General features: G+C 59.2%; 11 protein-coding genes and 6 rRNA genes. 12 read left to right on the plus strand and 5 right to left on the minus strand.

The annotated features are described in order from the left end of the window. Positions 1-783 precede the first annotated feature (783 nt). The 3 genes from ACZ5J0_RS00760 to rrf (ACZ5J0_RS00770) all read left to right on the plus strand — a co-directional run bounded on the left by ACZ5J0_RS00760 (position 784) and on the right by rrf (ACZ5J0_RS00770) (position 6,285). Positions 784-2,304 (plus strand): 16S ribosomal RNA (locus tag ACZ5J0_RS00760). A 563-nt stretch (positions 2,305-2,867) separates the two neighbouring features. After that, positions 2,868-6,008: ribosomal RNA gene (locus tag ACZ5J0_RS00765) — 23S ribosomal RNA — on the plus strand. A 160-nt stretch (positions 6,009-6,168) separates the two neighbouring features. Next, positions 6,169-6,285, plus strand: a 5S ribosomal RNA gene (gene rrf, locus ACZ5J0_RS00770). A 201-nt stretch (positions 6,286-6,486) separates the two neighbouring features. Here rrf (ACZ5J0_RS00770) and ACZ5J0_RS00775 read toward each other — a convergent pair. Next, positions 6,487-7,080: an HhH-GPD-type base excision DNA repair protein gene (locus ACZ5J0_RS00775; protein WP_464093943.1), complete on the minus strand. Its 594-nt coding sequence runs from the start codon at positions 7,078-7,080 to the stop codon at positions 6,487-6,489. A gap of 510 nt (positions 7,081-7,590) precedes the next feature. On the opposite strand from ACZ5J0_RS00775, the gene ACZ5J0_RS00780 reads away from it, so the two are divergent. The 3 genes from ACZ5J0_RS00780 to rrf (ACZ5J0_RS00790) all read left to right on the plus strand — a co-directional run bounded on the left by ACZ5J0_RS00780 (position 7,591) and on the right by rrf (ACZ5J0_RS00790) (position 13,072). Further along, a 16S ribosomal RNA gene (locus tag ACZ5J0_RS00780) occupies positions 7,591-9,111 on the plus strand. A 543-nt stretch (positions 9,112-9,654) separates the two neighbouring features. Next, a 23S ribosomal RNA gene (locus tag ACZ5J0_RS00785) occupies positions 9,655-12,795 on the plus strand. A 160-nt stretch (positions 12,796-12,955) separates the two neighbouring features. Then, a 5S ribosomal RNA gene (rrf, locus tag ACZ5J0_RS00790) occupies positions 12,956-13,072 on the plus strand. Together the 16S, 23S and 5S rRNA genes form the textbook arrangement of a ribosomal RNA operon. Positions 13,073-13,235: 163 nt before the next feature. Here rrf (ACZ5J0_RS00790) and ACZ5J0_RS00795 read toward each other — a convergent pair. From ACZ5J0_RS00795 to ACZ5J0_RS00810, 4 genes are all read right to left on the minus strand, one after another. Beyond that, entirely contained in the window at positions 13,236-14,129 is an 894-nt protein-coding gene (locus ACZ5J0_RS00795) for a glucose 1-dehydrogenase (RefSeq protein WP_142937178.1), read from the minus strand. A 178-nt stretch (positions 14,130-14,307) separates the two neighbouring features. Next, complete coding sequence (locus ACZ5J0_RS00800; protein WP_142937177.1) at positions 14,308-15,141, minus strand: alpha/beta fold hydrolase; 834 nt, start codon at positions 15,139-15,141, stop codon at positions 14,308-14,310. A 71-nt stretch (positions 15,142-15,212) separates the two neighbouring features. Then, complete coding sequence (locus ACZ5J0_RS00805) at positions 15,213-16,067, minus strand: alpha/beta fold hydrolase (RefSeq protein ID WP_142937176.1); 855 nt, start codon at positions 16,065-16,067, stop codon at positions 15,213-15,215. Positions 16,068-16,076: 9 nt separating this feature from the next. Next, positions 16,077-16,988: an alpha/beta fold hydrolase gene (locus tag ACZ5J0_RS00810; RefSeq protein WP_464093944.1), complete on the minus strand. Its 912-nt coding sequence runs from the start codon at positions 16,986-16,988 to the stop codon at positions 16,077-16,079. Between the two features lie 75 nt (positions 16,989-17,063). Between ACZ5J0_RS00810 and lysS the strand changes: the two genes are divergently transcribed. The 6 genes from lysS (at position 17,064) to ACZ5J0_RS00840 (ending at position 25,685) form a co-directional block, all read left to right on the plus strand. Next, positions 17,064-18,593 (plus strand): lysine--tRNA ligase, encoded by a 1,530-nt coding sequence (lysS, locus tag ACZ5J0_RS00815; RefSeq protein ID WP_464093945.1) that lies wholly within the window; start codon positions 17,064-17,066, stop codon positions 18,591-18,593. Positions 18,594-18,595: 2 nt separating this feature from the next. Continuing rightward, the gene (locus ACZ5J0_RS00820) at positions 18,596-18,769 is read left to right on the plus strand and encodes a hypothetical protein (protein WP_011772935.1); all 174 of its coding nucleotides are present in this window, start codon (positions 18,596-18,598) and stop codon (positions 18,767-18,769) included. Between the two features lie 128 nt (positions 18,770-18,897). After that, positions 18,898-19,224: a histone-like nucleoid-structuring protein Lsr2 gene (locus ACZ5J0_RS00825; protein ID WP_014920382.1), complete on the plus strand. Its 327-nt coding sequence runs from the start codon at positions 18,898-18,900 to the stop codon at positions 19,222-19,224. Between the two features lie 363 nt (positions 19,225-19,587). After that, entirely contained in the window at positions 19,588-22,080 is a 2,493-nt protein-coding gene (locus ACZ5J0_RS00830; protein WP_026541632.1) for an ATP-dependent Clp protease ATP-binding subunit, read from the plus strand. 155 nt (positions 22,081-22,235) lie between these two features. Then, positions 22,236-23,453: a glycosyltransferase gene (locus ACZ5J0_RS00835; RefSeq protein WP_464093946.1), complete on the plus strand. Its 1,218-nt coding sequence runs from the start codon at positions 22,236-22,238 to the stop codon at positions 23,451-23,453. Positions 23,454-23,582: 129 nt separating this feature from the next. Further along, complete coding sequence (locus ACZ5J0_RS00840) at positions 23,583-25,685, plus strand: S9 family peptidase (RefSeq protein ID WP_464093947.1); 2,103 nt, start codon at positions 23,583-23,585, stop codon at positions 25,683-25,685. Positions 25,686-25,712 lie beyond the last annotated feature (27 nt).

Consider the following 25,712-nt stretch of genomic DNA (forward strand, 5'->3'; position numbering starts at 1 on the left):
CGGCGGGTGGGGTTGGAGCGGCGGGTGGGGTTGGCGGCGGTCATCCTCTGTGCGCTCGGTCGTTCCTCCCTTGGAGGCGCGCTGCCGGATGACCGCGGCCTCCTTCGGTCGCTCTCTCACTTATTTGCTGTTTTTGGGCGTCGCTCTCTCACGTCCGGCGGGTTTGGGGGCGTCGCTCTCTCAGGTTTTGCGGGTTGGGTGGGTGTTCGACGGCGGTGCTTGGGTTTTGGTGTTTGGTTGGCGTGGGGGTGTGATGGGCTTCACGGGAGGTTTTTGTTGGGGTTGGGGGGTGTTTTGGGGGTGGTTTGGGGTTGTTTTCTTTGTGTTGGCGGGGTTTTTGGGTGGTGTTGGGGTGGATTTGGTGTGGGGGTTGGGCGCGTGTAAAGTTATTCGAGTCGCCGCCGCTGATGCGGAAAGATAGCGACCGACTCCCTTTCAAATTACCGGTTCCGGTTGTGCTTTTGTGTGCTTCTGGTTGGTGTGGGAGGCCCGGATTCTGGTTTGCTTCGTGCGGCTGGTTCGGGTAAGTTTGAAAAGTTGCTCCGGAGCGATCCCGGGCCCCTGTGGGGTTTGGGTGGTGCCGGTTAGTGTCTGTTGTTTGAGAACTCAATAGTGTGCCAAGTTTGTTGATACCGATTGTTTTTTGATTGGTTGAAATTATGGCTGGATCATTGCGCACCCCCGTGTGTGGTGGTCTGGTTTTCAGCTGGTTTCGAATTTTGTGCAGCCGCGTTTACCGTTATTTCCGGTGGGTGTGGTTGTGTCTGTTTGATTTGTTTTACTTCAACGGAGAGTTTGATCCTGGCTCAGGATGAACGCTGGCGGCGTGCTTAACACATGCAAGTCGAACGATGATCCCAGCTTGCTGGGGGATTAGTGGCGAACGGGTGAGTAACACGTGAGTAACCTGCCCTTGACTCTGGGATAAGCCTGGGAAACTGGGTCTAATACCGGATACGACCATTCCACGCATGTGGTGGTGGTGGAAAGCTTTTGTGGTTTTGGATGGACTCGCGGCCTATCAGCTTGTTGGTGGGGTAATGGCCTACCAAGGCGACGACGGGTAGCCGGCCTGAGAGGGTGACCGGCCACACTGGGACTGAGACACGGCCCAGACTCCTACGGGAGGCAGCAGTGGGGAATATTGCACAATGGGCGCAAGCCTGATGCAGCGACGCCGCGTGAGGGATGACGGCCTTCGGGTTGTAAACCTCTTTCAGTAGGGAAGAAGCGTAAGTGACGGTACCTGCAGAAGAAGCGCCGGCTAACTACGTGCCAGCAGCCGCGGTAATACGTAGGGCGCAAGCGTTATCCGGAATTATTGGGCGTAAAGAGCTCGTAGGCGGTTTGTCGCGTCTGCTGTGAAAGACCGGGGCTCAACTCCGGTTCTGCAGTGGGTACGGGCAGACTAGAGTGCAGTAGGGGAGACTGGAATTCCTGGTGTAGCGGTGAAATGCGCAGATATCAGGAGGAACACCGATGGCGAAGGCAGGTCTCTGGGCTGTAACTGACGCTGAGGAGCGAAAGCATGGGGAGCGAACAGGATTAGATACCCTGGTAGTCCATGCCGTAAACGTTGGGCACTAGGTGTGGGGGACATTCCACGTTTTCCGCGCCGTAGCTAACGCATTAAGTGCCCCGCCTGGGGAGTACGGCCGCAAGGCTAAAACTCAAAGGAATTGACGGGGGCCCGCACAAGCGGCGGAGCATGCGGATTAATTCGATGCAACGCGAAGAACCTTACCAAGGCTTGACATGAACCGGAAAGACCTGGAAACAGGTGCCCCGCTTGCGGTCGGTTTACAGGTGGTGCATGGTTGTCGTCAGCTCGTGTCGTGAGATGTTGGGTTAAGTCCCGCAACGAGCGCAACCCTCGTTCTATGTTGCCAGCGCGTGATGGCGGGGACTCATAGGAGACTGCCGGGGTCAACTCGGAGGAAGGTGGGGACGACGTCAAATCATCATGCCCCTTATGTCTTGGGCTTCACGCATGCTACAATGGCCGGTACAAAGGGTTGCGATACTGTGAGGTGGAGCTAATCCCAAAAAGCCGGTCTCAGTTCGGATTGGGGTCTGCAACTCGACCCCATGAAGTCGGAGTCGCTAGTAATCGCAGATCAGCAACGCTGCGGTGAATACGTTCCCGGGCCTTGTACACACCGCCCGTCAAGTCACGAAAGTTGGTAACACCCGAAGCCGGTGGCCTAACCCTTGTGGGGGGAGCCGTCGAAGGTGGGACCGGCGATTGGGACTAAGTCGTAACAAGGTAGCCGTACCGGAAGGTGCGGCTGGATCACCTCCTTTCTAAGGAGCTGCTAACAACTGGTTGCTGTGCCTGCATGGGTGTGGTGGTGGTTGTCAGTGTTGCCCATTGCGCAGGCGTCTGTTCTGCGGTGGGTGCTCATGGGTGGAATATCAACGAATCAAATTTTTTTGGCATGGCCTTTCCTGGTTGTGTCCTGGTGCTAGTACGGCGGTCTGTGTCCCTTTTGTGGGGGTGTGGGTTGTGTGGAACGTGGCTGGGGCGTGGTTGGTGTGGGGTTGTGTTTGGCGCACTGTTGGGTCCTGAGGCAACAGGACCTTTTTGCAGCAATGCATAGGGGGCACTTCTGGTGTTTCTTTTGTTCCTGCTTCCGGTACGGCCGCTCGTGTGCATGGCTCCCCTTTTTTGGTGGGGGTTGTGGTGGGTGGTGGTCTGGTTGACGGGGTTGTTGTTTGAGAACTACATAGTGGACGCGAGCATCTGGAACACACACGCTTTGGTGTGTGTGTTCTTACAGCAATTTCTTATGAATGAACCTGGCCCTTGTGGTCGTGGTTCTCTCGAGTAGATGATGCATGACCGGATGAGAGTCCGGTCTTTGTGTGGTCAAGTTTTTAAGGGCACACGGTGGATGCCTTGGCATTAGGAGCCGAAGAAGGACGTAGGAATCTGCGATAAGCCTGGGGGAGTTGATAACCGAGCGTTGATCCCAGGATGTCCGAATGGGGAAACCCCGCACAACGCTGTCATGGTGATTGTGTGACCCGCATCTGAACACATAGGGTGCGTGGGGGGAACGCGGGGAAGTGAAACATCTCAGTACCCGCAGGAAGAGAAAACAATAGTGATTCCGTTAGTAGTGGCGAGCGAACGCGGATCAGGCTAAACCGTTTCATGTGTGATAGCCGGCGGGCGTTGCATGGGCGGGGTTGTGGGACTTTCCGTTCTGGTTCTGCCGGACCAGTGAGGTGAGGTGCAGGCATAGGTGAACGGTCTTGAAAGGCCGGCCAGAGAGGGTGTGAGCCCCGTAACCGTAATGTTGTGCACGGCCTGGGGAGTATCCCAAGTAGCACGGGGCCCGAGAAATCCCGTGCGAATCTGTCAGGACCACCTGATAAGCCTAAATACTTCCTAATGACCGATAGCGGACCAGTACCGTGAGGGAAAGGTGAAAAGTACCCCGGGAGGGGAGTGAAACAGTACCTGAAACCGTGTGCTTACAATCCGTCGGAGCAGTCTTGTTACTGTGACGGCGTGCCTTTTGAAGAATGAGCCTGCGAGTTAGTGTTACGTCGCGAGGTTAACCCGTGTGGGGTAGCCGTAGCGAAAGCGAGTCTGAATAGGGCGAGTGTAGTGGCGTGATCTAGACCCGAAGCGGAGTGATCTACCCATGGCCAGGTTGAAGCGACGGTAAGACGTCGTGGAGGACCGAACCCACTTCAGTTGAAAATGGAGGGGATGAGCTGTGGGTAGGGGTGAAAGGCCAATCAAACTCCGTGATAGCTGGTTCTCCCCGAAATGCATTTAGGTGCAGCGTTGCGTGTTTCTTGCCGGAGGTAGAGCTACTGGATGGCCGATGGGCCCTACAAGGTTACTGACGTCAGCCAAACTCCGAATGCCGGTAAGTCAGAGCGCAGCAGTGAGACTGTGGGGGATAAGCTTCATAGTCGAGAGGGAAACAGCCCAGACCACCAACTAAGGCCCCTAAGCGTGTGCTAAGTGGGAAAGGATGTGGAGTTGCGAAGACAACCAGGAGGTTGGCTTAGAAGCAGCCATCCTTGAAAGAGTGCGTAATAGCTCACTGGTCAAGTGATTCCGCGCCGACAATGTAGCGGGGCTCAAGTACACCGCCGAAGTTGTGGATTTCACATATTGCCCTAGCCTTCGTGGTTCAGGGGTGTGGAGTGGTAGGGGAGCGTCGTGTGGGCAGTGAAGTCGCGGTGGAAACCAGCGGTGGAGCCTACACGAGTGAGAATGCAGGCATGAGTAGCGAAAGACGGGTGAGAAACCCGTCCGCCGAATGATCAAGGGTTCCAGGGTCAAGCTAATCTGCCCTGGGTAAGTCGGGACCTAAGGCGAGGCCGACAGGCGTAGTCGATGGACAACGGGTTGATATTCCCGTACCGGCGAAAAACCGTCCATGCCAAGCGGGGGATACTAACCGCCCGGAGCCTGCCCTATCACCCTTGTGGTGTGTGGGTTTTGGCCGAGCGCGGGATCTGATCCCGGGAGGTAAGCGTATTAACAGGTGTGACGCAGGAAGGTAGCCGGGCCGGGCGATGGTTGCCCCGGTCTAAGGATGTAGGGTCAGGGATAGGCAAATCCGTTCCTGTGTGTTTCGAGCACGATCCTGAGATCTGATGGGACCCCCGTTCGGGGGGATCCGGTGATCCTATGCTGCCAAGAAAAGCATCGACGCGAGGTTTTAGCCGCCCGTACCCCAAACCGACACAGGTGATCAGGTAGAGAATACCAAGGCGATCGAGAGAATTATGGTTAAGGAACTCGGCAAAATGCCCCCGTAACTTCGGGAGAAGGGGGGCCTGCCCCGTGATGGAGACTTGCTCTCCGTGAGCGGGTGTGGGCCGCAGAGACCAGGGGGAAGCGACTGTTTACTAAAAACACAGGTCCGTGCGAAGTCGCAAGACGATGTATACGGACTGACTCCTGCCCGGTGCTGGAAGGTTAAGAGGACCGGTTAGCCCTTACGGGCGAAGCTGAGAATTTAAGCCCCAGTAAACGGCGGTGGTAACTATAACCATCCTAAGGTAGCGAAATTCCTTGTCGGGTAAGTTCCGACCTGCACGAATGGAGTAACGACTTCCCCGCTGTCTCAACCATAAACTCGGCGAAATTGCAGTACGAGTAAAGATGCTCGTTACGCGCAGCAGGACGGAAAGACCCCGAGACCTTTACTATAGTTTGGTATTGGTGTTCGGAGTGGCTTGTGTAGGATAGGTGGGAGACGTTGAAACCCGGACGCCAGTTCGGGTGGAGTCATCGTTGAAATACCACTCTGGTCACTTTGGACATCTAACTTCGGCCCGTGATCCGGGTCAGGGACAGTGCCTGATGGGTAGTTTAACTGGGGCGGTTGCCTCCTAAAAAGTAACGGAGGCGCCCAAAGGTTCCCTCAGCCTGGTTGGCAATCAGGTGTCGAGTGTAAGTGCACAAGGGAGCTTGACTGTGAGAGAGACATCTCAAGCAGGGACGAAAGTCGGGACTAGTGATCCGGCGGTACATTGTGGAATGGCCGTCGCTCAACGGATAAAAGGTACCTCGGGGATAACAGGCTGATCTTGCCCAAGAGTCCATATCGACGGCATGGTTTGGCACCTCGATGTCGGCTCGTCGCATCCTGGGGCTGGAGTAGGTCCCAAGGGTTGGGCTGTTCGCCCATTAAAGCGGTACGCGAGCTGGGTTTAGAACGTCGTGAGACAGTTCGGTCCCTATCCGCTGCGCGCGCAGGAAATTTGAGAAGGGCTGTCCTTAGTACGAGAGGACCGGGACGGACGAACCTCTGGTGTGTCAGTTGTACTGCCAAGTGCATCGCTGATTAGCTACGTTCGGATGGGATAACCGCTGAAAGCATCTAAGCGGGAAGCTCGCTTCAAGATGAGATTTCCATACACATTATGTGTGAGAGGCCCCCAGCCAGACCACTGGGTTGATAGGCCGGATGTGGAAGCGAGGACTAAAGACTCGTGAAGCTGACCGGTACTAATAGGCCAACAACTTACACCACACAACACACACTGCACGCGTCCACTATGTGGTTCCCGAACAACAACCGTTCGAACCAGGAACCAACAACAACTAAATACACAACACCACAGTTGTAACCCAAAGATTTCCCACCCCCACACCAGAACAACACCTGGCACACGGGGGACGGGTAACAGAGTTACGGCGGTCATAGCGTGGGGGAAACGCCCGGTCCCATTCCGAACCCGGAAGCTAAGACCCACAGCGCCGATGGTACTGCACCCGGGAGGGTGTGGGAGAGTAGGACACCGCCGGACACACATTGAGAAGAGCCCCAGCCACCGGCTGGGGCTCTTCGACTTTAACCCACCAACAACAAGGCTGAGCAGCCCGCCCCGGGATCACTTGCCGTCGAAAGCACGTGCCTGTTGCGAGCTGTCAGCCCTTGGCGGGACGAGCCATGGGTTCGACCCGAACTACGCCGCGAGCACGAAGAAGTGCATGGTATGAGTTCAGCGTTAGGCGCCAGATGGTTTCGCAGTTTTTGCTGCCGCCTTGGCTGCCTGCTTATTTGCGCGCACTTTACTTAGGGAGTCCGGGTCAACAATGTCAGCGACGGAGAGGTAGGAACCTTCTTCGCCATAGTGGCCGGCGGCTTCCCGCCATCCGTCTGCCTGCAGCCCGCATTGTTTGCCCAGCAATGCCAGGAAGATCTTTGCTTTTTGTTCGCCAAAGCCTGGCAGGGCCTTGAGCCGGCGGAATACTTCGGGGCCGTTAGGGTTCCCGCTGGTCCAAATAGCAGCTGCGTCCCCATCCCATTCACGATGCACTGTCTCTGCGAGAGCCTGGACTCTTGCGGCCATGGAGCCTGGGAACCTATGGACGGCCGGCCGTTCCTTGAAGACTTCAACGAAGCCGGCTGGGTCGTACTCTGCGATTGTCCCAGGGCTGAGGGAGCCCAGCCTGGTGCGGATCTTCTCCGGGCCAGCAAACGCGGACTCCATCGTGACTTGTTGATCCAGCAACATACCGGTCAACAACGCAAAGGCGTCGTTGCTGAGCAGCTGGTCCGCGGTTGCATCGCCTGTGATGTGCAGTTCCATGCTCACCATCCTCCCATCACAGTGGGGCGTCGTCATCGGGGGTCCGTTGGGCGCTGTGCCGCCCGCGACCCGGCCCGCGGTTCACCGGCGGTTCGGGGAGTTCGACGGCGGTGTTGCACGCGTTTTGTGGGTGGTTGGGGGCGTGGCTAGGGGTGGATTTGCGTTGGGGGTGTGGGGCGTGTATTGTTTTCTGAGTCGCCGGGTGCGAAACGGAAAGCCGGAAGGTGTGTACGGTTCGGTAGGCGGCCAAAAATAACTCTTCTTTTCCAATGGCCCTGTTGGGTGTGCTGCTTTTGTGGTGTGCTGTGGGTGATGTTTTGGAGGGTCTGTTGTTTGAGAACTCAATAGTGTGCCAAGTTTGTTGATACCGATTGTTTTTTTGATTGGTTGAAATTATGGCTGGATCATTGCGCACCCCCGTGTGTGGTGGTCTGGTTTTCAGCTGGTTTCGAATTTTGTGCAGCCGCGTTTACCGTTATTTCCGGTGGGTGTGGTTGTGTCTGTTTGATTTGTTTTACTTCAACGGAGAGTTTGATCCTGGCTCAGGATGAACGCTGGCGGCGTGCTTAACACATGCAAGTCGAACGATGATCCCAGCTTGCTGGGGGATTAGTGGCGAACGGGTGAGTAACACGTGAGTAACCTGCCCTTGACTCTGGGATAAGCCTGGGAAACTGGGTCTAATACCGGATACGACCATTCCACGCATGTGGTGGTGGTGGAAAGCTTTTGTGGTTTTGGATGGACTCGCGGCCTATCAGCTTGTTGGTGGGGTAATGGCCTACCAAGGCGACGACGGGTAGCCGGCCTGAGAGGGTGACCGGCCACACTGGGACTGAGACACGGCCCAGACTCCTACGGGAGGCAGCAGTGGGGAATATTGCACAATGGGCGCAAGCCTGATGCAGCGACGCCGCGTGAGGGATGACGGCCTTCGGGTTGTAAACCTCTTTCAGTAGGGAAGAAGCGTAAGTGACGGTACCTGCAGAAGAAGCGCCGGCTAACTACGTGCCAGCAGCCGCGGTAATACGTAGGGCGCAAGCGTTATCCGGAATTATTGGGCGTAAAGAGCTCGTAGGCGGTTTGTCGCGTCTGCTGTGAAAGACCGGGGCTCAACTCCGGTTCTGCAGTGGGTACGGGCAGACTAGAGTGCAGTAGGGGAGACTGGAATTCCTGGTGTAGCGGTGAAATGCGCAGATATCAGGAGGAACACCGATGGCGAAGGCAGGTCTCTGGGCTGTAACTGACGCTGAGGAGCGAAAGCATGGGGAGCGAACAGGATTAGATACCCTGGTAGTCCATGCCGTAAACGTTGGGCACTAGGTGTGGGGGACATTCCACGTTTTCCGCGCCGTAGCTAACGCATTAAGTGCCCCGCCTGGGGAGTACGGCCGCAAGGCTAAAACTCAAAGGAATTGACGGGGGCCCGCACAAGCGGCGGAGCATGCGGATTAATTCGATGCAACGCGAAGAACCTTACCAAGGCTTGACATGAACCGGAAAGACCTGGAAACAGGTGCCCCGCTTGCGGTCGGTTTACAGGTGGTGCATGGTTGTCGTCAGCTCGTGTCGTGAGATGTTGGGTTAAGTCCCGCAACGAGCGCAACCCTCGTTCTATGTTGCCAGCGCGTGATGGCGGGGACTCATAGGAGACTGCCGGGGTCAACTCGGAGGAAGGTGGGGACGACGTCAAATCATCATGCCCCTTATGTCTTGGGCTTCACGCATGCTACAATGGCCGGTACAAAGGGTTGCGATACTGTGAGGTGGAGCTAATCCCAAAAAGCCGGTCTCAGTTCGGATTGGGGTCTGCAACTCGACCCCATGAAGTCGGAGTCGCTAGTAATCGCAGATCAGCAACGCTGCGGTGAATACGTTCCCGGGCCTTGTACACACCGCCCGTCAAGTCACGAAAGTTGGTAACACCCGAAGCCGGTGGCCTAACCCTTGTGGGGGGAGCCGTCGAAGGTGGGACCGGCGATTGGGACTAAGTCGTAACAAGGTAGCCGTACCGGAAGGTGCGGCTGGATCACCTCCTTTCTAAGGAGCTGCTAACAACTGCTTGCTGTGCCTGCATGGGTGTGGTGGTGGTTGTCAGTGTTGCCCATTGCGCAGGCGTCTGTTCTGCGGTGGGTGCTCATGGGTGGAATATCAACGAATCAAATTTTTTTGGCATGGCCTTGACTGGTTGTGTCCTGGTGCTAGTACGGCGGTCTGTGTCCCTTTTTGGGGGTGTGGGTTGTGTGGAACGTGGCTGGGGCGTGGTTGGTGTGGGGTTGTGTTTGGCGCACTGTTGGGTCCTGAGGCAACAGGACCTTTTTGCAGCAATGCATAGGGGGCACTTCTGGTGTTTCTTTTGTTCCTGCTTCCGGTACGGCCGCTCGTGTGCATGGCTCCCCTTTTTTGGTGGGGGTTGTGGTGGGTGGTGGTCTGGTTGACGGGGTTGTTGTTTGAGAACTACATAGTGGACGCGAGCATCTGGAACACACACGCTTTGGTGTGTGTGTTCTTACAGCAATTTCTTATGAATGAACCTGGCCCTTTGTGGTCGTGGTTCTCTCGAGTAAGTTTTTGATCTTGTGTGGTCAAGTTTTTAAGGGCACACGGTGGATGCCTTGGCATTAGGAGCCGAAGAAGGACGTAGGAATCTGCGATAAGCCTGGGGGAGTTGATAACCGAGCGTTGATCCCAGGATGTCCGAATGGGGAAACCCCGCACAACGCTGTCATGGTGATTGTGTGACCCGCATCTGAACACATAGGGTGCGTGGGGGGAACGCGGGGAAGTGAAACATCTCAGTACCCGCAGGAAGAGAAAACAATAGTGATTCCGTTAGTAGTGGCGAGCGAACGCGGATCAGGCTAAACCGTTTCATGTGTGATAGCCGGCGGGCGTTGCATGGGCGGGGTTGTGGGACTTTCCGTTCTGGTTCTGCCGGACCAGTGAGGTGAGGTGCAGGCATAGGTGAACGGTCTTGAAAGGCCGGCCAGAGAGGGTGTGAGCCCCGTAACCGTAATGTTGTGCACGGCCTGGGGAGTATCCCAAGTAGCACGGGGCCCGAGAAATCCCGTGCGAATCTGTCAGGACCACCTGATAAGCCTAAATACTTCCTAATGACCGATAGCGGACCAGTACCGTGAGGGAAAGGTGAAAAGTACCCCGGGAGGGGAGTGAAACAGTACCTGAAACCGTGTGCTTACAATCCGTCGGAGCAGTCTTGTTACTGTGACGGCGTGCCTTTTGAAGAATGAGCCTGCGAGTTAGTGTTACGTCGCGAGGTTAACCCGTGTGGGGTAGCCGTAGCGAAAGCGAGTCTGAATAGGGCGAGTGTAGTGGCGTGATCTAGACCCGAAGCGGAGTGATCTACCCATGGCCAGGTTGAAGCGACGGTAAGACGTCGTGGAGGACCGAACCCACTTCAGTTGAAAATGGAGGGGATGAGCTGTGGGTAGGGGTGAAAGGCCAATCAAACTCCGTGATAGCTGGTTCTCCCCGAAATGCATTTAGGTGCAGCGTTGCGTGTTTCTTGCCGGAGGTAGAGCTACTGGATGGCCGATGGGCCCTACAAGGTTACTGACGTCAGCCAAACTCCGAATGCCGGTAAGTCAGAGCGCAGCAGTGAGACTGTGGGGGATAAGCTTCATAGTCGAGAGGGAAACAGCCCAGACCACCAACTAAGGCCCCTAAGCGTGTGCTAAGTGGGAAAGGATGTGGAGTTGCGAAGACAACCAGGAGGTTGGCTTAGAAGCAGCCATCCTTGAAAGAGTGCGTAATAGCTCACTGGTCAAGTGATTCCGCGCCGACAATGTAGCGGGGCTCAAGTACACCGCCGAAGTTGTGGATTTCACATATTGCCCTAGCCTTCGTGGTTCAGGGGTGTGGAGTGGTAGGGGAGCGTCGTGTGGGCAGTGAAGTCGCGGTGGAAACCAGCGGTGGAGCCTACACGAGTGAGAATGCAGGCATGAGTAGCGAAAGACGGGTGAGAAACCCGTCCGCCGAATGATCAAGGGTTCCAGGGTCAAGCTAATCTGCCCTGGGTAAGTCGGGACCTAAGGCGAGGCCGACAGGCGTAGTCGATGGACAACGGGTTGATATTCCCGTACCGGCGAAAAACCGTCCATGCCAAGCGGGGGATACTAACCGCCCGGAGCCTGCCCTATCACCCTTGTGGTGTGTGGGTTTTGGCCGAGCGCGGGATCTGATCCCGGGAGGTAAGCGTATTAACAGGTGTGACGCAGGAAGGTAGCCGGGCCGGGCGATGGTTGCCCCGGTCTAAGGATGTAGGGTCAGGGATAGGCAAATCCGTTCCTGTGTGTTTCGAGCACGATCCTGAGATCTGATGGGACCCCCGTTCGGGGGGATCCGGTGATCCTATGCTGCCAAGAAAAGCATCGACGCGAGGTTTTAGCCGCCCGTACCCCAAACCGACACAGGTGATCAGGTAGAGAATACCAAGGCGATCGAGAGAATTATGGTTAAGGAACTCGGCAAAATGCCCCCGTAACTTCGGGAGAAGGGGGGCCTGCCCCGTGATGGAGACTTGCTCTCCGTGAGCGGGTGTGGGCCGCAGAGACCAGGGGGAAGCGACTGTTTACTAAAAACACAGGTCCGTGCGAAGTCGCAAGACGATGTATACGGACTGACTCCTGCCCGGTGCTGGAAGGTTAAGAGGACCGGTTAGCCCTTACGGGCGAAGCTGAGAATTTAAGCCCCAGTAAACGGCGGTGGTAACTATAACCATCCTAAGGTAGCGAAATTCCTTGTCGGGTAAGTTCCGACCTGCACGAATGGAGTAACGACTTCCCCGCTGTCTCAACCATAAACTCGGCGAAATTGCAGTACGAGTAAAGATGCTCGTTACGCGCAGCAGGACGGAAAGACCCCGAGACCTTTACTATAGTTTGGTATTGGTGTTCGGAGTGGCTTGTGTAGGATAGGTGGGAGACGTTGAAACCCGGACGCCAGTTCGGGTGGAGTCATCGTTGAAATACCACTCTGGTCACTTTGGACATCTAACTTCGGCCCGTGATCCGGGTCAGGGACAGTGCCTGATGGGTAGTTTAACTGGGGCGGTTGCCTCCTAAAAAGTAACGGAGGCGCCCAAAGGTTCCCTCAGCCTGGTTGGCAATCAGGTGTCGAGTGTAAGTGCACAAGGGAGCTTGACTGTGAGAGAGACATCTCAAGCAGGGACGAAAGTCGGGACTAGTGATCCGGCGGTACATTGTGGAATGGCCGTCGCTCAACGGATAAAAGGTACCTCGGGGATAACAGGCTGATCTTGCCCAAGAGTCCATATCGACGGCATGGTTTGGCACCTCGATGTCGGCTCGTCGCATCCTGGGGCTGGAGTAGGTCCCAAGGGTTGGGCTGTTCGCCCATTAAAGCGGTACGCGAGCTGGGTTTAGAACGTCGTGAGACAGTTCGGTCCCTATCCGCTGCGCGCGCAGGAAATTTGAGAAGGGCTGTCCTTAGTACGAGAGGACCGGGACGGACGAACCTCTGGTGTGTCAGTTGTACTGCCAAGTGCATCGCTGATTAGCTACGTTCGGATGGGATAACCGCTGAAAGCATCTAAGCGGGAAGCTCGCTTCAAGATGAGATTTCCATACACATTATGTGTGAGAGGCCCCCAGCCAGACCACTGGGTTGATAGGCCGGATGTGGAAGCGAGGACTAAAGACTCGTGAAGCTGACCGGTACTAATAGGCCAACAACTTACACCACACAACACACACTGCACGCGTCCACTATGTGGTTCCCGAACAACAACCGTTCGAACCAGGAACCAACAACTAAATAACAACACCACAGTTGTAACCACAGTCTTCCCACCCGGGAAAGCAGCCCCCACAAGGGCCCGCACACCCGGGACGGGTAACAGAGTTACGGCGGTCATAGCGTGGGGGAAACGCCCGGTCCCATTCCGAACCCGGAAGCTAAGACCCACAGCGCCGATGGTACTGCACCCGGGAGGGTGTGGGAGAGTAGGACACCGCCGGACAACCATTCACGGAGGAGCCCCGACCACACGGTCGGGGCTCCCCGCATTTAACCCACCCACAACAAGGCTGAGCAGCCCGCCCCGGGAGCGAGCCTGCCCTGAATAGGCGGTAACAAGCTCGCCCCCTAAGAAGCCGCACGCCGAATAGGTGAGCGGGCCCTAATTATGGCGTGGGGCTGCCGCCGTTGACGTTGAGCGTTTCACCGACAACGTAGCTGGATTCCGCTGAGGCAAGGAACACGTAGGCCGGAGCCAGTTCGGCGGGTTGGCCTGCGCGGCCCAGGGGTGTGGATTGCCCGAATTCCGGAAGTTCTTCCTTCGGCTGACCACTGCTGACCTGTAGGGGGGTCCAGATAGGGCCGGGTGCTACGGCATTGACCCGGATGCCTTTGGGCGCCAGCTGCTGCGCAAGTCCCTTGGTGAAGTTGTTGATGCTCGCCTTGGTGGTGGCGTAGTCCACCAGTGTTGGTGACGGGTTGTAGGCCTGGATGGATGTGGTGTTGATGATGGTGGATCCGGCAGGCAGGTGGGGGAGCGCTGCCTTGGTCAGCCAGAACATGGCGTACACGTTGGTCTTCTGCGTGTGGTCGAACTGTTCGTCGGTGATCTCGGTGAGATCTTCCTGCGCCACTTGCTTGCCTGCGTTGTTGACCAGGATGTCCACACCGCCGAGGACAGCAATAGCGGTGTCCACCACTTCCTGGCACATGGCAGAGTCTTTGAGGTCTCCGGGCACCTTCACGGCCTTGCGGCCTGCGGCCTCGATGATGCCGGCAATTCGGGCTGCGTCTTCTTCCTCTTCGGGCAGGTACGAAAGAACGACGTCTGCCCCTTCCCGGGCAAAGGCGATGGCCGTGGCGGCACCAATTCCCGAGTCCGCGCCGGTGACGATCGCCTTGCGGCCTTCCAGCCGTCCCGTTCCGCGGTAGCTTTCTTCACCCAGGTCGGCTTTGGGCGTCAGTTCAGCATCGAGGCCGGGCTCGGGCTGGTGCTGTTTGGGTGGTGAGATTTTTTCGTAGGCCGTGACGGGGTTTCGGAATGTGTACTGGTCAGTCATGGTGGTCCTCCTGTTGCCGAGGTCTGGAACACGTCATGCAGCTGCCGGGAATCTGAACCGGTCAACGCACGCCCCCTAAAAGGTAAGGGGGCTTAGTATTAACAGCCTAAGCGGGGGACAAGTTTCTGCCAAACCACGGTCCAAGGACGTAGAGCCCGCCCGAATGCCGGCGAAGGTCCTAGCCCGAGAAGAACTCTGACAACTCCGAGATCAGCTTTTCCGGAGCCTTGATGGGCCCGTCATGCCCCGAGCCGGGCAGGATGGTGTAGCTGGATCCGGAAAGGATGTCATGGATCTGGCCGCACGCAACGCCGAAGTATGCGGGGCTCTTTTCGCCCACCACAATCAAAGTCTCCAAAGGCAGTTCAACGAACGGCTCGGCCGGCATGTCCGCAGCGATGACCGCCTTGATCTCGCGGACACCGCAAGTCATCAGCTCACGCATCTGCTTGCCCAATGGAGTTCCGGCGGCAAGTTTGTTTGCCAAGGTCAGCATGGACAGGGGCATGCGGGCGAAGGCGCCGCCGGTCTCAACTCCCTTGATGAGGATGGCGAGGGCGCGATCATAGTCGCCGGCCGCCGTCGCGCGTTCATAATCCGGTGTCCAATCAGCTTTGACACTGTGGTTAACGGATACGGCGGGGTCGTACACCGCCAGGCGTTCCACCGGAAGGGTCCGGGCCGCGTGCAGCGCCACGGCGCCGCCGAAGCTGTGACCAAACACATCAGTGCTGGACGTGTGCTTCATGACGTCGTGGAGGTCCCGGATATCCGCTTCAAGCGTGTAGTCCTCCGACTGCGGGGACGAATCCCCGCGCCCACGGCGATTGAACGTGTGAACCGGGCGGCCTAGGGCCTCGCTGAGTTTCTGAGCGAAACGCTGGTAGTCAGTGGCAGTCACCATTGAGGCAGGAACGACGACGACGCCGGAGCCTGCTGCTGCCAGTTCACCGCCGGTGGTGAGTACTTCGAGGTGTCCGCCGTCGTGGGTCATGATGATGTCGCGCGTCATAACTCGAGCCTAACCGAGCGACCTGAATGCAGGCAGCATGCCGCCCCTTATGTGTATAACCAGGGAACGGATCAACCCTTGAAGTAGTCCGAGATGTCGGAGACCAATTCATTGACCGCGGCCGGAACAGAGCCGTGAAAGCCTTTGGGCGAGACTTCCAAGGTGCTGCCTGGAACGGCCCGGTTCAGGCGTGCGGCTGCCACTTTGTAGAACTGCGGGCTCTTCTTGCCCACCATGAAGTGCGTGTTGGGAGGAAGGACGGAGAAATCCCGCGGAGTGTCGGACTCATCGAAGGCTGCTTTGAGTTCCCCCACGCCAGTGGGCAGCAAGTCGCGGAAGAGCTTGTTGACTTTGGTTCGTGACACCACGGCCATGAGCCCGACCAGAATGGGTTCCGGTACGCGGGCAAGTGCTGTACCAGCCTCCATGCCCCGCTTCATCTTTGCCATGGCCTGGTTGATGTCACCGGCATTGACGGAGTCCTCGAACCCTTTGATCCACCCGGTGTCCATGCTGCCGTCAATGTTTACGGCGGCGTCGTACACGGCAAGTTTGTCCGGCTGGTGGGGCGTGCCTGCGAAGGCCTGGGCCGCGTTGAGCGCCACGGCGCCGCCCAAACTATGGCCCATGATGTTACGGGCGCCCGTGGCGTCCATGATGGTGCGGACATCGGCGATTTCCGTCGCCATGGAGTAATTGTGGGGTTGCTCGCTTGACTGGCCCCGGCCGCGGCGATCGTACACATCCACGGCCCAGCCTTCGCCCAGTCCCTTGGATAGGGCTATGGAAAAAGGACGGTAGATCAGAGCAGTGAGGAATGCGCCTCCAATGAGCACCACACGGCGCTCCCCGGGCGCTTCTTCCGTGCCGTAGCTGTACAAGGCGAGATTGCCGCCGTCGTGCGTTTTGATGTCCCGTTCCCTCACCGGAACATCCTAGGGGGCGCTGTCGGTTTCGTCCTCCACGGGACTACCGGGACTACCCGACAGGAACCGGGCGATCCGCGACGCGAGCCGTTTCCCGGGCCGGAGCGGACCCTCATGGAACTGAAGCGGCACCACCGCGAAAGTGATTGCCGGCACGGCACCGGCCAGAATCCGGCCGGTTTCTGCGAAATACGACGGACTCCACCCACCGCTGAGCATGAGAGTAGGGGTGGAGAGCTGCATGAAATCGTGAAGGTGGGCGTCTGCGTCCAGTACCGCGCGCATTTCCGTGACGGCGGTGGGTAGGAGGGAGCGCATCTCCAAACCCAGCAGGGTCCGGGCGGAGAGGACACTGAGCGCACGCAGCGCACCCATGGGCAGATAGGAAATCGGCCCCGCCGTTCCCAGTCCTTGCACCAGATGGGCCCAAGCGTGATCTAGCTGGCCGGAGGTTACAGCTTCCTCGAGCTCGGGCCGCCACCGGCTGTTGAGGTTGCCTGAGAGCGACACGGCGGCGTCGTACGTCACCAGCTTGTTGATTCTGGCTTGGCGCGCGGCCTGCAGTGCTACGAATCCGCCATAGCTGTGTGCCACCACATCCGTGGAGCCGGTGCGTTCCATGACGGTTTGAAGGTCCGCGATCTCAGTGCCCACAGAATAGTCGGGCGGCTGCGGTGTGGAATGTCCCCTTCCGCGCCGGTTATAACTGTGCACCGGACGTTCCAGCATGACGCTCAGCGTCCGCGCGAACGGCCAGTACAGGGCGTCGGTCACCAAGGTGCCATGAACAAGTACGACGCCGGCTGGTTCAGCAGGTGCCTTCGAACCCGGAAGGGAAGCACCTGCAGAATCGGCAGGCCGAAAGGTGTGCACCTCAAGCTGCCCGCCGCCGTCGTTCGTTTCAACCGTCCACGTTTCCACAGCCTGAGTCTATGCGTTTCCCCGATCTGGGCCCCCGGAAGTAAAGGCCCGTAATCACCGGTAAACTTAAGGATTGTGACTTCCGCAAACACCCCCGCCCAGAACACCTCCGCAGAGCCCATCGATGCCAGCGAGCAAATGCGCATCCGTATGGAGAAGCGCGCCAAGCTGATGGAGCGCGGCACCGAGGCCTATCCGGTGGGTGTAGAACGGACCCATTCCCTCAGCGAGATCCGCGAGAAGTACGCACACCTGGAAGCCGATGAAACCACGGGAGACACCGTGGGCGTCACCGGCCGCGTCGTCTTCGTCCGCAATACCGGCAAGCTGTGCTTCGCCACGCTCCAGGAGGGCGGGGTGGACGGCAAGGGGGTGCGCCTCCAGGCAATGCTGAGCCTGGCCAATGTTGGTGAGGAAGCGCTCGCTGACTGGAAGGCCCTTGTTGACCTTGGAGACCACGTCTTTATCAAGGGCGAGGTCATCTCTTCCCGCCGCGGCGAGCTGTCTGTCATGGCCGACTCCTGGTCCATGGCATCCAAGGCCTTGCGTCCGCTCCCGGTCCTGCACGCGGAACTGAATGAGGAAACCCGTGTTCGCCAGCGCTACGTTGACCTCATGGTCCGCGACGAAGCCCGCGAAATGGTCTACAAGCGTGCAGCCATCACCCGCTCGGTCCGCGACACCCTTGACCGCCACGGTTACGTGGAGGTGGAGACTCCCATCCTGCAGCTGGTCCACGGCGGAGCTACCGCACGTCCGTTCGAGACGCACATGAACGCTTTCGACCAGAAGATGACCTTGCGCATCGCCACTGAGCTCTTCCTCAAGCGCGCCGTTGTTGGCGGCATTGACCGCGTCTATGACATGGGCCGGGTCTTCCGCAACGAAGGCGTGGACTCCACGCACAGCCCCGAATTCACCACCCTCGAATGCTACGAAGCGTGGGCGGACCAGTTCGTCATGGCCGAGCGCATGAAGGAAATCATCCTGAACGTGGCCGACGTCGTGGGGACGCGCACCATCCAGACGGACGCCGGGGAAATTAACCTCGACGGCGAATGGGCGTGGATTTCGGTGTACCCGGGTATTTCCGAAGCTGTGGGGATTGAAATTACTCCGGACACCACGGTGGATGAACTGCTGGCAATTGCTGCCAAGCACGAGGTCAAGGTGGACCCCAAATGGGACGCCGAGAAGATCGTTGTGGAACTGTTCGGCGAGATCGTGGAACCAACCCTGCTGAACCCCACATTTGTTTACGACTACCCGCCGTCGGCCCAGCCGCTGGCTCGCCCGCACCGTGAAGACGGCCGGCTCATTGAGGCCTGGGACCTGATTATTGGCGGCATGGAGCGGGGAACGGCGTTCTCTGAGCTCATTGATCCCGTGATCCAGCGTGAGCGCCTCACAGAGCAGTCCCGTCGCTCCGCTGCAGGCGACGAGGAAGCCATGCAGCTGGACGAGGACTTCCTGAGGGCCCTTGAATACGGTGCACCACCCATGGGTGGCATCGGGTTGGGTATTGACCGCTTGGTGATGCTGTTTACCGGTGCTGGTATCCGCGAAACCATCCTGTTCCCGTTGTTGAAGCCTGAAGGTCACTGATTATGGAGTACATCGCAGTCCTGGCGCCATCCATTGTGGTGGGATTGATCTTCTGGTTTGCCATGAAGTCGATCTTCAATGCGGACAAATCAGAACGTCAGGCGGAAGCCAAGGCGCAGGCCGAAGCGAATTTGAAAAACTCGGGACCTGCCTCCGAGGGGCCGGCAGCTAAATAGCTCAATTGGGTTCAGCTAACTGAAGAGAATCCAATTACGCTTTGACGTGCATGCTTGCCGTGAACGATAATCATCAAAGGAATCCGGGGAATTTCTGAATATCCAACCCTCCAAATGAGAGGCACCTCATGGCACAGAAAGTAAAAATCATCCTCGTCGATGACCTGGATGAAGGCGCCGCGGACGAAACTGTCCGTTTTGGCCTCGATGGCGTGAGCTACGAGATGGACCTGTCCACTGCCAACGCAGCCTCGCTGCGCAAGGCATTGGAGCCCTACGTCGCAAAGGCTAGGAAGACTTCTTCCGGCCGCGCAACCAGGGGCCGTGCAACAGCCGCACGTAACCAGGATTCCGCGCAAATCCGCCAGTGGGCCCGTGACAACGGCTACACCGTCAACAGCCGCGGTCGTATTCAGGCTGAAATTCAGGAAGCCTACCAAAAGGCCAATTCCTGATTAACCGCTGCAATGCCCCGGCAGTCTCTTGCCGGGGCATTGGCGTTTAAGGCGGAAGTTTGCGGGAGTCCCTCCCAAGCCTTGGAATATCCTGTGAATCCCCAGGAGTAGCAAGGTTCGAATACCGGCATGAATGGGGTTTCAACTAACTCGCGGCCAAGGGCGGCCGGAAATGCTTCCGGCCCGGCGCCACTGTGTGATGCCCGGCAAGGCGACAGGGTGACACCGGCGGCTAGCCGAGGTCAAGGGCTGGAGCCGGATTTATTCCGCAATCACGTCATGTTTCCCCTGTGGCGAACACGCCCCAAAAGTGCTTCTCAGACACGTAGCATCAAAGTACGTCGTAGCTAGGAGTGTGGCGAAATGTTTGAGAGATTTACGGACCGTGCCCGTCGCGTGGTCGTCCTTGCCCAAGAAGAGGCACGGATGCTCAACCACAATTACATCGGTACCGAGCACATCCTCTTGGGTCTTATCCACGAGGGTGAAGGCGTTGCTGCCAAGGCGCTCGAGTCCCTGAGCATTTCGCTCGATGGCGTTCGTGAGCAGGTGCAGGAGATCATCGGTCAGGGCCAGCAAGCCCCGTCCGGTCACATCCCCTTCACGCCGCGCGCCAAGAAGGTGCTCGAGCTTTCCCTCCGCGAAGCACTGCAGCTCGGCCACAATTACATCGGTACTGAGCACATCCTGCTCGGCCTCATTCGCGAAGGCGAAGGTGTGGCCGCCCAGGTGCTGGTGAAGCTTGGGGCAGACCTGAACAGGGTCCGTCAGCAGGTTATCCAGCTGCTCTCCGGCTACCAGGGTAAGGAGACCGCAGGCAGCGGCTCCGGCCAGGGCCAGCCGGAAGGTACTCCTGCCGGCTCGGTGGTGCTTGACCAGTTCGGACGCAACCTGACCCAGGCTGCCCGCGAGAACAAGCTCGATCCCGTGATCGGCCGCGAGCAGGAGATGGAACGCGTCATGCAGGTCCTCTCCCGCCGTACCAAGAACAACCCGGTCCTGATTGGTGAGCCCGGCGTCGGTAAGACTGCCGTCGTCGAAGGCCTCGCACAGGCGATCGTCCGCGGCGATGTCCCGGAGACCATCAAGGACAAGCAGCTGTACACGCTTGACCTCGGTTCCCTGGTTGCCGGTTCCCGCTACCGTGGTGACTTCGAAGAGCGCCTGAAGAAGGTCCTCAAGGAGATCCGCACCCGCGGCGACATCATCCTCTTCATCGACGAGATCCACACCCTCGTTGGTGCAGGTGCTGCCGAGGGCGCCATCGATGCTGCATCCATCCTCAAGCCGATGCTTGCCCGTGGAGAACTCCAGACCATCGGTGCCACCACCCTTGACGAGTACCGCAAGCACATTGAGAAGGACGCTGCGCTTGAGCGTCGTTTCCAGCCCATCCAGGTCAAGGAACCCTCTGTTGCGCACGCGATCGAGATCCTCAAGGGCCTCCGGGACCGTTACGAGGCACACCACCGCGTAACGATCACCGACGGCGCCCTCGCCTCGGCGGCACAGCTGGCCGAACGTTACATCTCGGACCGCTTCCTTCCGGACAAGGCGATCGACCTCATCGATGAAGCCGGCGCACGCCTGCGCATCCGCCGCATGACCGCTCCGCCGGAGCTCAAGGCCATGGACGAGCGCATTGCTGACGTCAAGATGGAGAAGGAATCGGCAATCGACGCCCAGGACTTCGAGGGTGCTGCCTCGCTGCGCGACAAGGAGCAGAAGCTCATTGCCGAACGCGCAGAGAAGGAACGCACGTGGAAGTCCGGCGGCATGGACGACATCTCCGAGGTTGACGAGGACTTGATCGCGGAAGTTCTTGCGAACTCCACGGGCATTCCGGTCTTCAAGCTCACCGAGGAAGAGTCCTCGCGCCTGCTCAAGATGGAAGACGAACTGCACAAGCGCGTTGTGGGCCAGGACGAGGCCATCAAGGCTCTGTCCCAGGCCATCCGCCGCACCCGTGCAGGCCTGAAGGACCCCAAGCGTCCTGGCGGCTCGTTCATCTTCGCCGGCCCCACCGGCGTCGGCAAGACCGAACTTGCCAAGGCACTTGCCGAGTTCCTGTTCGGTGAAGAGGACGCCCTCATCACGCTGGACATGTCCGAGTACTCCGAGAAGCACACGGTTTCGCGTCTCTTCGGTGCACCTCCGGGCTATGTCGGCTACGAAGAAGGCGGCCAGCTGACCGAGAAGGTCCGCCGGCGTCCGTTCTCCGTGGTCCTGTTCGACGAAGTGGAAAAGGCCCACGCGGACCTCTTCAACTCTCTCTTGCAGATTCTGGAAGACGGCCGACTGACCGACTCCCAGGGCCGCGTGGTGGACTTCAAGAACACGGTGATCATCATGACCACCAACCTTGGTACCCGCGATATCTCCAAGAGCGTGGCCACTGGCTTCCAGTCCGGTACGGACACCCAGACCGGCTACAACCGGATGCGGGCCCGCGTGACGGAGGAGCTCAAGCAGCACTTCCGCCCCGAGTTCCTCAACCGTGTTGACGACGTCGTGGTGTTCCCGCAGCTGACGCAGGACGAGATCATCGAGATCGTGGACCTGTTCGTGACCCGCTTGGAGCGTCGCCTCAAGGACAAGGACATGGGCATCGAGCTCACGCCCGCCGCCAAGGTTCTGCTGGCCACGCGTGGTTACGATCCCGCCATGGGCGCCCGGCCTCTGCGCCGGACCATCCAGCGCGAGATCGAGGACCAGCTGTCCGAGAAGATCCTGTTCGGCGAACTCCACTCCGGCGACATTGTTGTGGTGGACGTTGACGGCGAAGGTGACGACGCCAAGTTCACATTCGAAGGCAACGCCAAGCCGCGAATCCCGGAGATCGCTCCGACCGCGTAAGCGCAATAGCAACTAAGCCCCGCCTGCTCCACACAAGGGAGCGGGCGGGGCTTTTGCGTTGGAGCGTGCCGAGTTTTTGTACAGATAATGCCCATAAGGTGGCTTCATAAGGGCGTTATCTGTACAAAAACTCCGAAGAAGGGAGGTGGGACCGCATGCGCGTTCTCATGGTGGCTCCGGGGACTCGGGGAGATGTCGCGCCCATGGCGGGGCTGGGAAACCGTCTACAAAACCTGGGCTATGAGGTGGCCATCGCGTCCAACCCTGCCTACGCCCCTCTTGTTGTCGAGTCCGGCTGCGAGTTCAGGCCGCTCCCCGGAGATCTTGAGGCACTGATCAGGCAACCAGCGCCCGGCGCCAACGCGTCATCCGGAAGTGTGCTCAGCTTCTGGCGGAAGCTCACTGAATACATGGATGACGCCGCCACCGGAACCCTGGCTGCGGCTGAGGCCGGGGCTGACGTGATCTTGGCCAATTCGGTGGCGCCCTATGCGTACGACATCGCAGAAGCCCTGGGCATTCCGGCCATAGGAGCACATTTGCAGCCCACGGAGCCCAGTGCAGCATACCCGCCGGTGCTCATGAATTCTGCCCGAAGCCTTGGCGCTTGGGGAAACAAGATTATTGGTGAGCGCGCAGCTGCGGGCCCGGCTCCCTACGATCGCCCCAGTGCGCGCCTTCGCAAGGAGCTCGGACTGGGCAGGCAGAGCCGCGCAGCCGGTGAGCGCCGTCGTCGCAAAGCGCACGCCACTATTCTTCACGGCATCAGTCCCTCAGTGCTGCCGAGGCCTGCAGATTGGCACGCGGGCCTGGTGATGGCGGGATATTGGTGGCCGGCCGTGAGAGCGGATTGGCAGCCTCCGACGGACCTGGTGGCCTTCCTTGCCGACGGCCCACCGCCCGTTTTTGTTGGTTTTGGAAGTAGTGCCCACATCGACCCCACTTTCATCCTCGAGGCAACCCGCCGTGCCGGAGTGCGGGCTGTTGTACAGGGAGCGGACGGAGCCCTGGGTGACGATGCGATTGGCATTGGGGGCGTTCCGCATGAGTGGCTGTTCCCGCGGATGGCGGCAGTGGTTCATCACGCCGGGGCGGGAACCACTGCGGCCGGCTTTCGTGCGGGAGTGCCTGCCATTGGCGTCCCGGTCTACACGGACCAGCCGCTGTGGGCGGCCCGCGTTGCATCACTCGGAGTGGGTCCCCAGCCGATGCCCTATAAGAAGCTGACTCCGGAGCGCCTTGGTGACGCGATCGCACAAGCTGTCAGCACGCCGTCGTACGCGCACCGCGCCGCGGAAGTGGCGGCGGCCATCGCAGCGGAGGACGGAACCGCGCCCGTGCTCCAAGCCCTGGAAGACCTCCCAAGTAAGTAGCAGCAGAGCGCGTTTTGAGCGTTCAAAACGCGCTCCGCTGCGACTCAGTTGGGTGAATATGTGAAAGTATTGTTTCACTGTGAGTGAACCACTCTGTGATCTGGTGCACAATCCGTGTTGAATCGGACCATGGACTCTGCTGACACTCATGCACGGGCCGAGCAGCCCGAAACCCCGTTCCACGACATTGACCACTACCTCGCCATCCCCCGGGTCGGTGGCCTCACCCTCAGTCCGGACGGCAAGCGACTGGTCACCACCGTGACCACGCTGAACGGCAAAGGAACCGAGTTCGCCACTGCGCTCTGGGAGCTGGACCCCAGCGGCCGGAAACACGCGCGCCGCATCACCCGCAGCTCAAAAGGCGAATCCGGTGCCGTCTTCGCTGCCAACGGCGACCTGTACTTCACCTCGGCCCGTCCCGATCCGGAAAGCCCCGACGCGGACCCCGTGAATGCACTGTGGCTGCTGCCCGCGGACGGGGGAGAGGCCCGCGTGGTCCACTCACGTTCGGGTGGCATTGGCTCGGTCATGGCCGCCCGGGACGCCCATGCCACCTTCGTCAACGCTGAGGTCCTGGCTGGATCCGCGGACGAGGAGAACGACGAGGAACGACGCAAAGCCCGCAAGGACAACAAGGTCTCGGCCATTCTGCACAGCGGCTACCCGGTCCGCTACTGGGATGCCGACCTCGGTCCGGCCGAGCCGCGGATCTTCGCTGTGGAGCAGGGTGAAGAAGAAGCCCCCGGCAAGCCGTCCACCGTGGATGCGTCAACGCCGCTGCGCCTCCGGAACCTGACACCCGGCGTCGGCGGATCGCTGCGCGAAGCCAAGACAGTGGTGAGCCCGGACGGCAAGACCATCTACACCAGCATGACCAAAGCGCTCGCGAAGGCTGACAGCCGCGAGGTGCTTGCCGCCGTCGACGTCGCGACCGGGACCGTCAAGGTCCTGCTGGACCACCCGGGAATGAGCTACTTCCCCGGTCCGGTGAGCCCGGACAACCGGACATTGGTGGTGCAGAGCGAGAGCGACACAACACCCGCGCAGGCTCCCCAAGTGAAACTCCACATGCTCAACGTCGCCGGCGGCGAGACCACCGACTTGGAGCCGCTCGCGCACCAATGGGACCGCTGGGCCAACCCCGTCGCCTGGCTCCCCGACGGCAGCGCCGTGCTGGTAACAGCGGACGACGACGGCGCGTCGCCGGTTTTCCGGATCAGCGTCGCGGATGGAGCAGTCACTCGGGTGACGGAAGACGCCTCCGCCTATTCCGACGTCGTGGTTTCTCCGGACGGAACCACGGCGTATGCGCTCCGAAGCTCGTACGAGTTCCCCGCCGAGGCTGTACGGATTAATCTCTCCACCGGTGAGGTGGTCCGGTTGCAGGCGCCGGCGGAGCGGCCTGTTTTCAAGGGCAAGTTGGAACGTGTGGAAACGACTGCCGAAGATGGCTCCCGTATTCCTGCATACCTGGCGGTCCCTGAGGGCGCGTCCAGGGACAACCCGGCACCGCTCCTGCTGTGGATCCACGGCGGGCCATTGGGTTCGTGGAATGCCTGGACGTGGCGCTGGAACCCGTGGCTGCTTGTAGCCAAGGGCTATGCCGTCCTCCTTCCCGACCCCGCCCTGTCCACCGGCTACGGCCAGGAGTTCATCCAGCGCGGGTGGGGCGAATGGGGAAAGAAGCCCTTCACGGACCTCATGGCCATTACGGACGCCGTGGCTGCCCGCCCGGACGTTGACGAATCGCGGACCGCGGCAATGGGCGGGTCCTTCGGCGGATACATGGCCAACTGGGTTGCCGGGCAAACCGACCGCTTCAAGGCAATCGTCACCCACGCCAGCCTGTGGGCGCTGGACCAATTCGGTCCCACCACCGACGCCGCCCAGTATTGGCTGAAGGAAATGACCGTGGAAATGGCGATGGAAAACTCGCCGCACCGGAACGTGGGCAATATCAACACTCCCATGCTGGTCATCCACGGTGACAAGGATTATCGCGTTCCCATCGGCGAAGGCCTCCGCCTCTGGTACGAGCTACTGTCCTCATCCCAGCTGCCGGCCGATGAGAACGGCCAAAGCCCGCACCGTTTCCTGTACTTCCCCGACGAGAACCACTGGATCCTGCAGCCGCAGCACGCGAAGGTTTGGTACGGAGTGGTTGAGAGCTTCCTGGCCAAGCAGGTGCTGGGCGAGGACGTTCCTTTGCCGGAGGAGCTGGGAGTGTAGATCCGGTGACGCGGGAACCCTCATTGG

Source organism: Arthrobacter sp. DualSoilB13, assembly GCF_055389195.1.

Coding starts and splice junctions, on each gene's coding strand:
- ACZ5J0_RS00795 (WP_142937178.1), bottom strand. CDS start 14,129: ATGACTGACCAGTACACATTCCGAAACCCCGTCACGGCCTACGAAAAA.
- ACZ5J0_RS00820 (WP_011772935.1), top strand. CDS start 18,596: ATGGAGTACATCGCAGTCCTGGCGCCATCCATTGTGGTGGGATTGATC.
- ACZ5J0_RS00830 (WP_026541632.1), top strand. CDS start 19,588: ATGTTTGAGAGATTTACGGACCGTGCCCGTCGCGTGGTCGTCCTTGCC.
- ACZ5J0_RS00800 (WP_142937177.1), bottom strand. CDS start 15,141: ATGACGCGCGACATCATCATGACCCACGACGGCGGACACCTCGAAGTA.
- ACZ5J0_RS00835 (WP_464093946.1), top strand. CDS start 22,236: ATGCGCGTTCTCATGGTGGCTCCGGGGACTCGGGGAGATGTCGCGCCC.
- ACZ5J0_RS00775 (WP_464093943.1), bottom strand. CDS start 7,080: ATGGTGAGCATGGAACTGCACATCACAGGCGATGCAACCGCGGACCAG.
- ACZ5J0_RS00825 (WP_014920382.1), top strand. CDS start 18,898: ATGGCACAGAAAGTAAAAATCATCCTCGTCGATGACCTGGATGAAGGC.
- ACZ5J0_RS00840 (WP_464093947.1), top strand. CDS start 23,583: ATGGACTCTGCTGACACTCATGCACGGGCCGAGCAGCCCGAAACCCCG.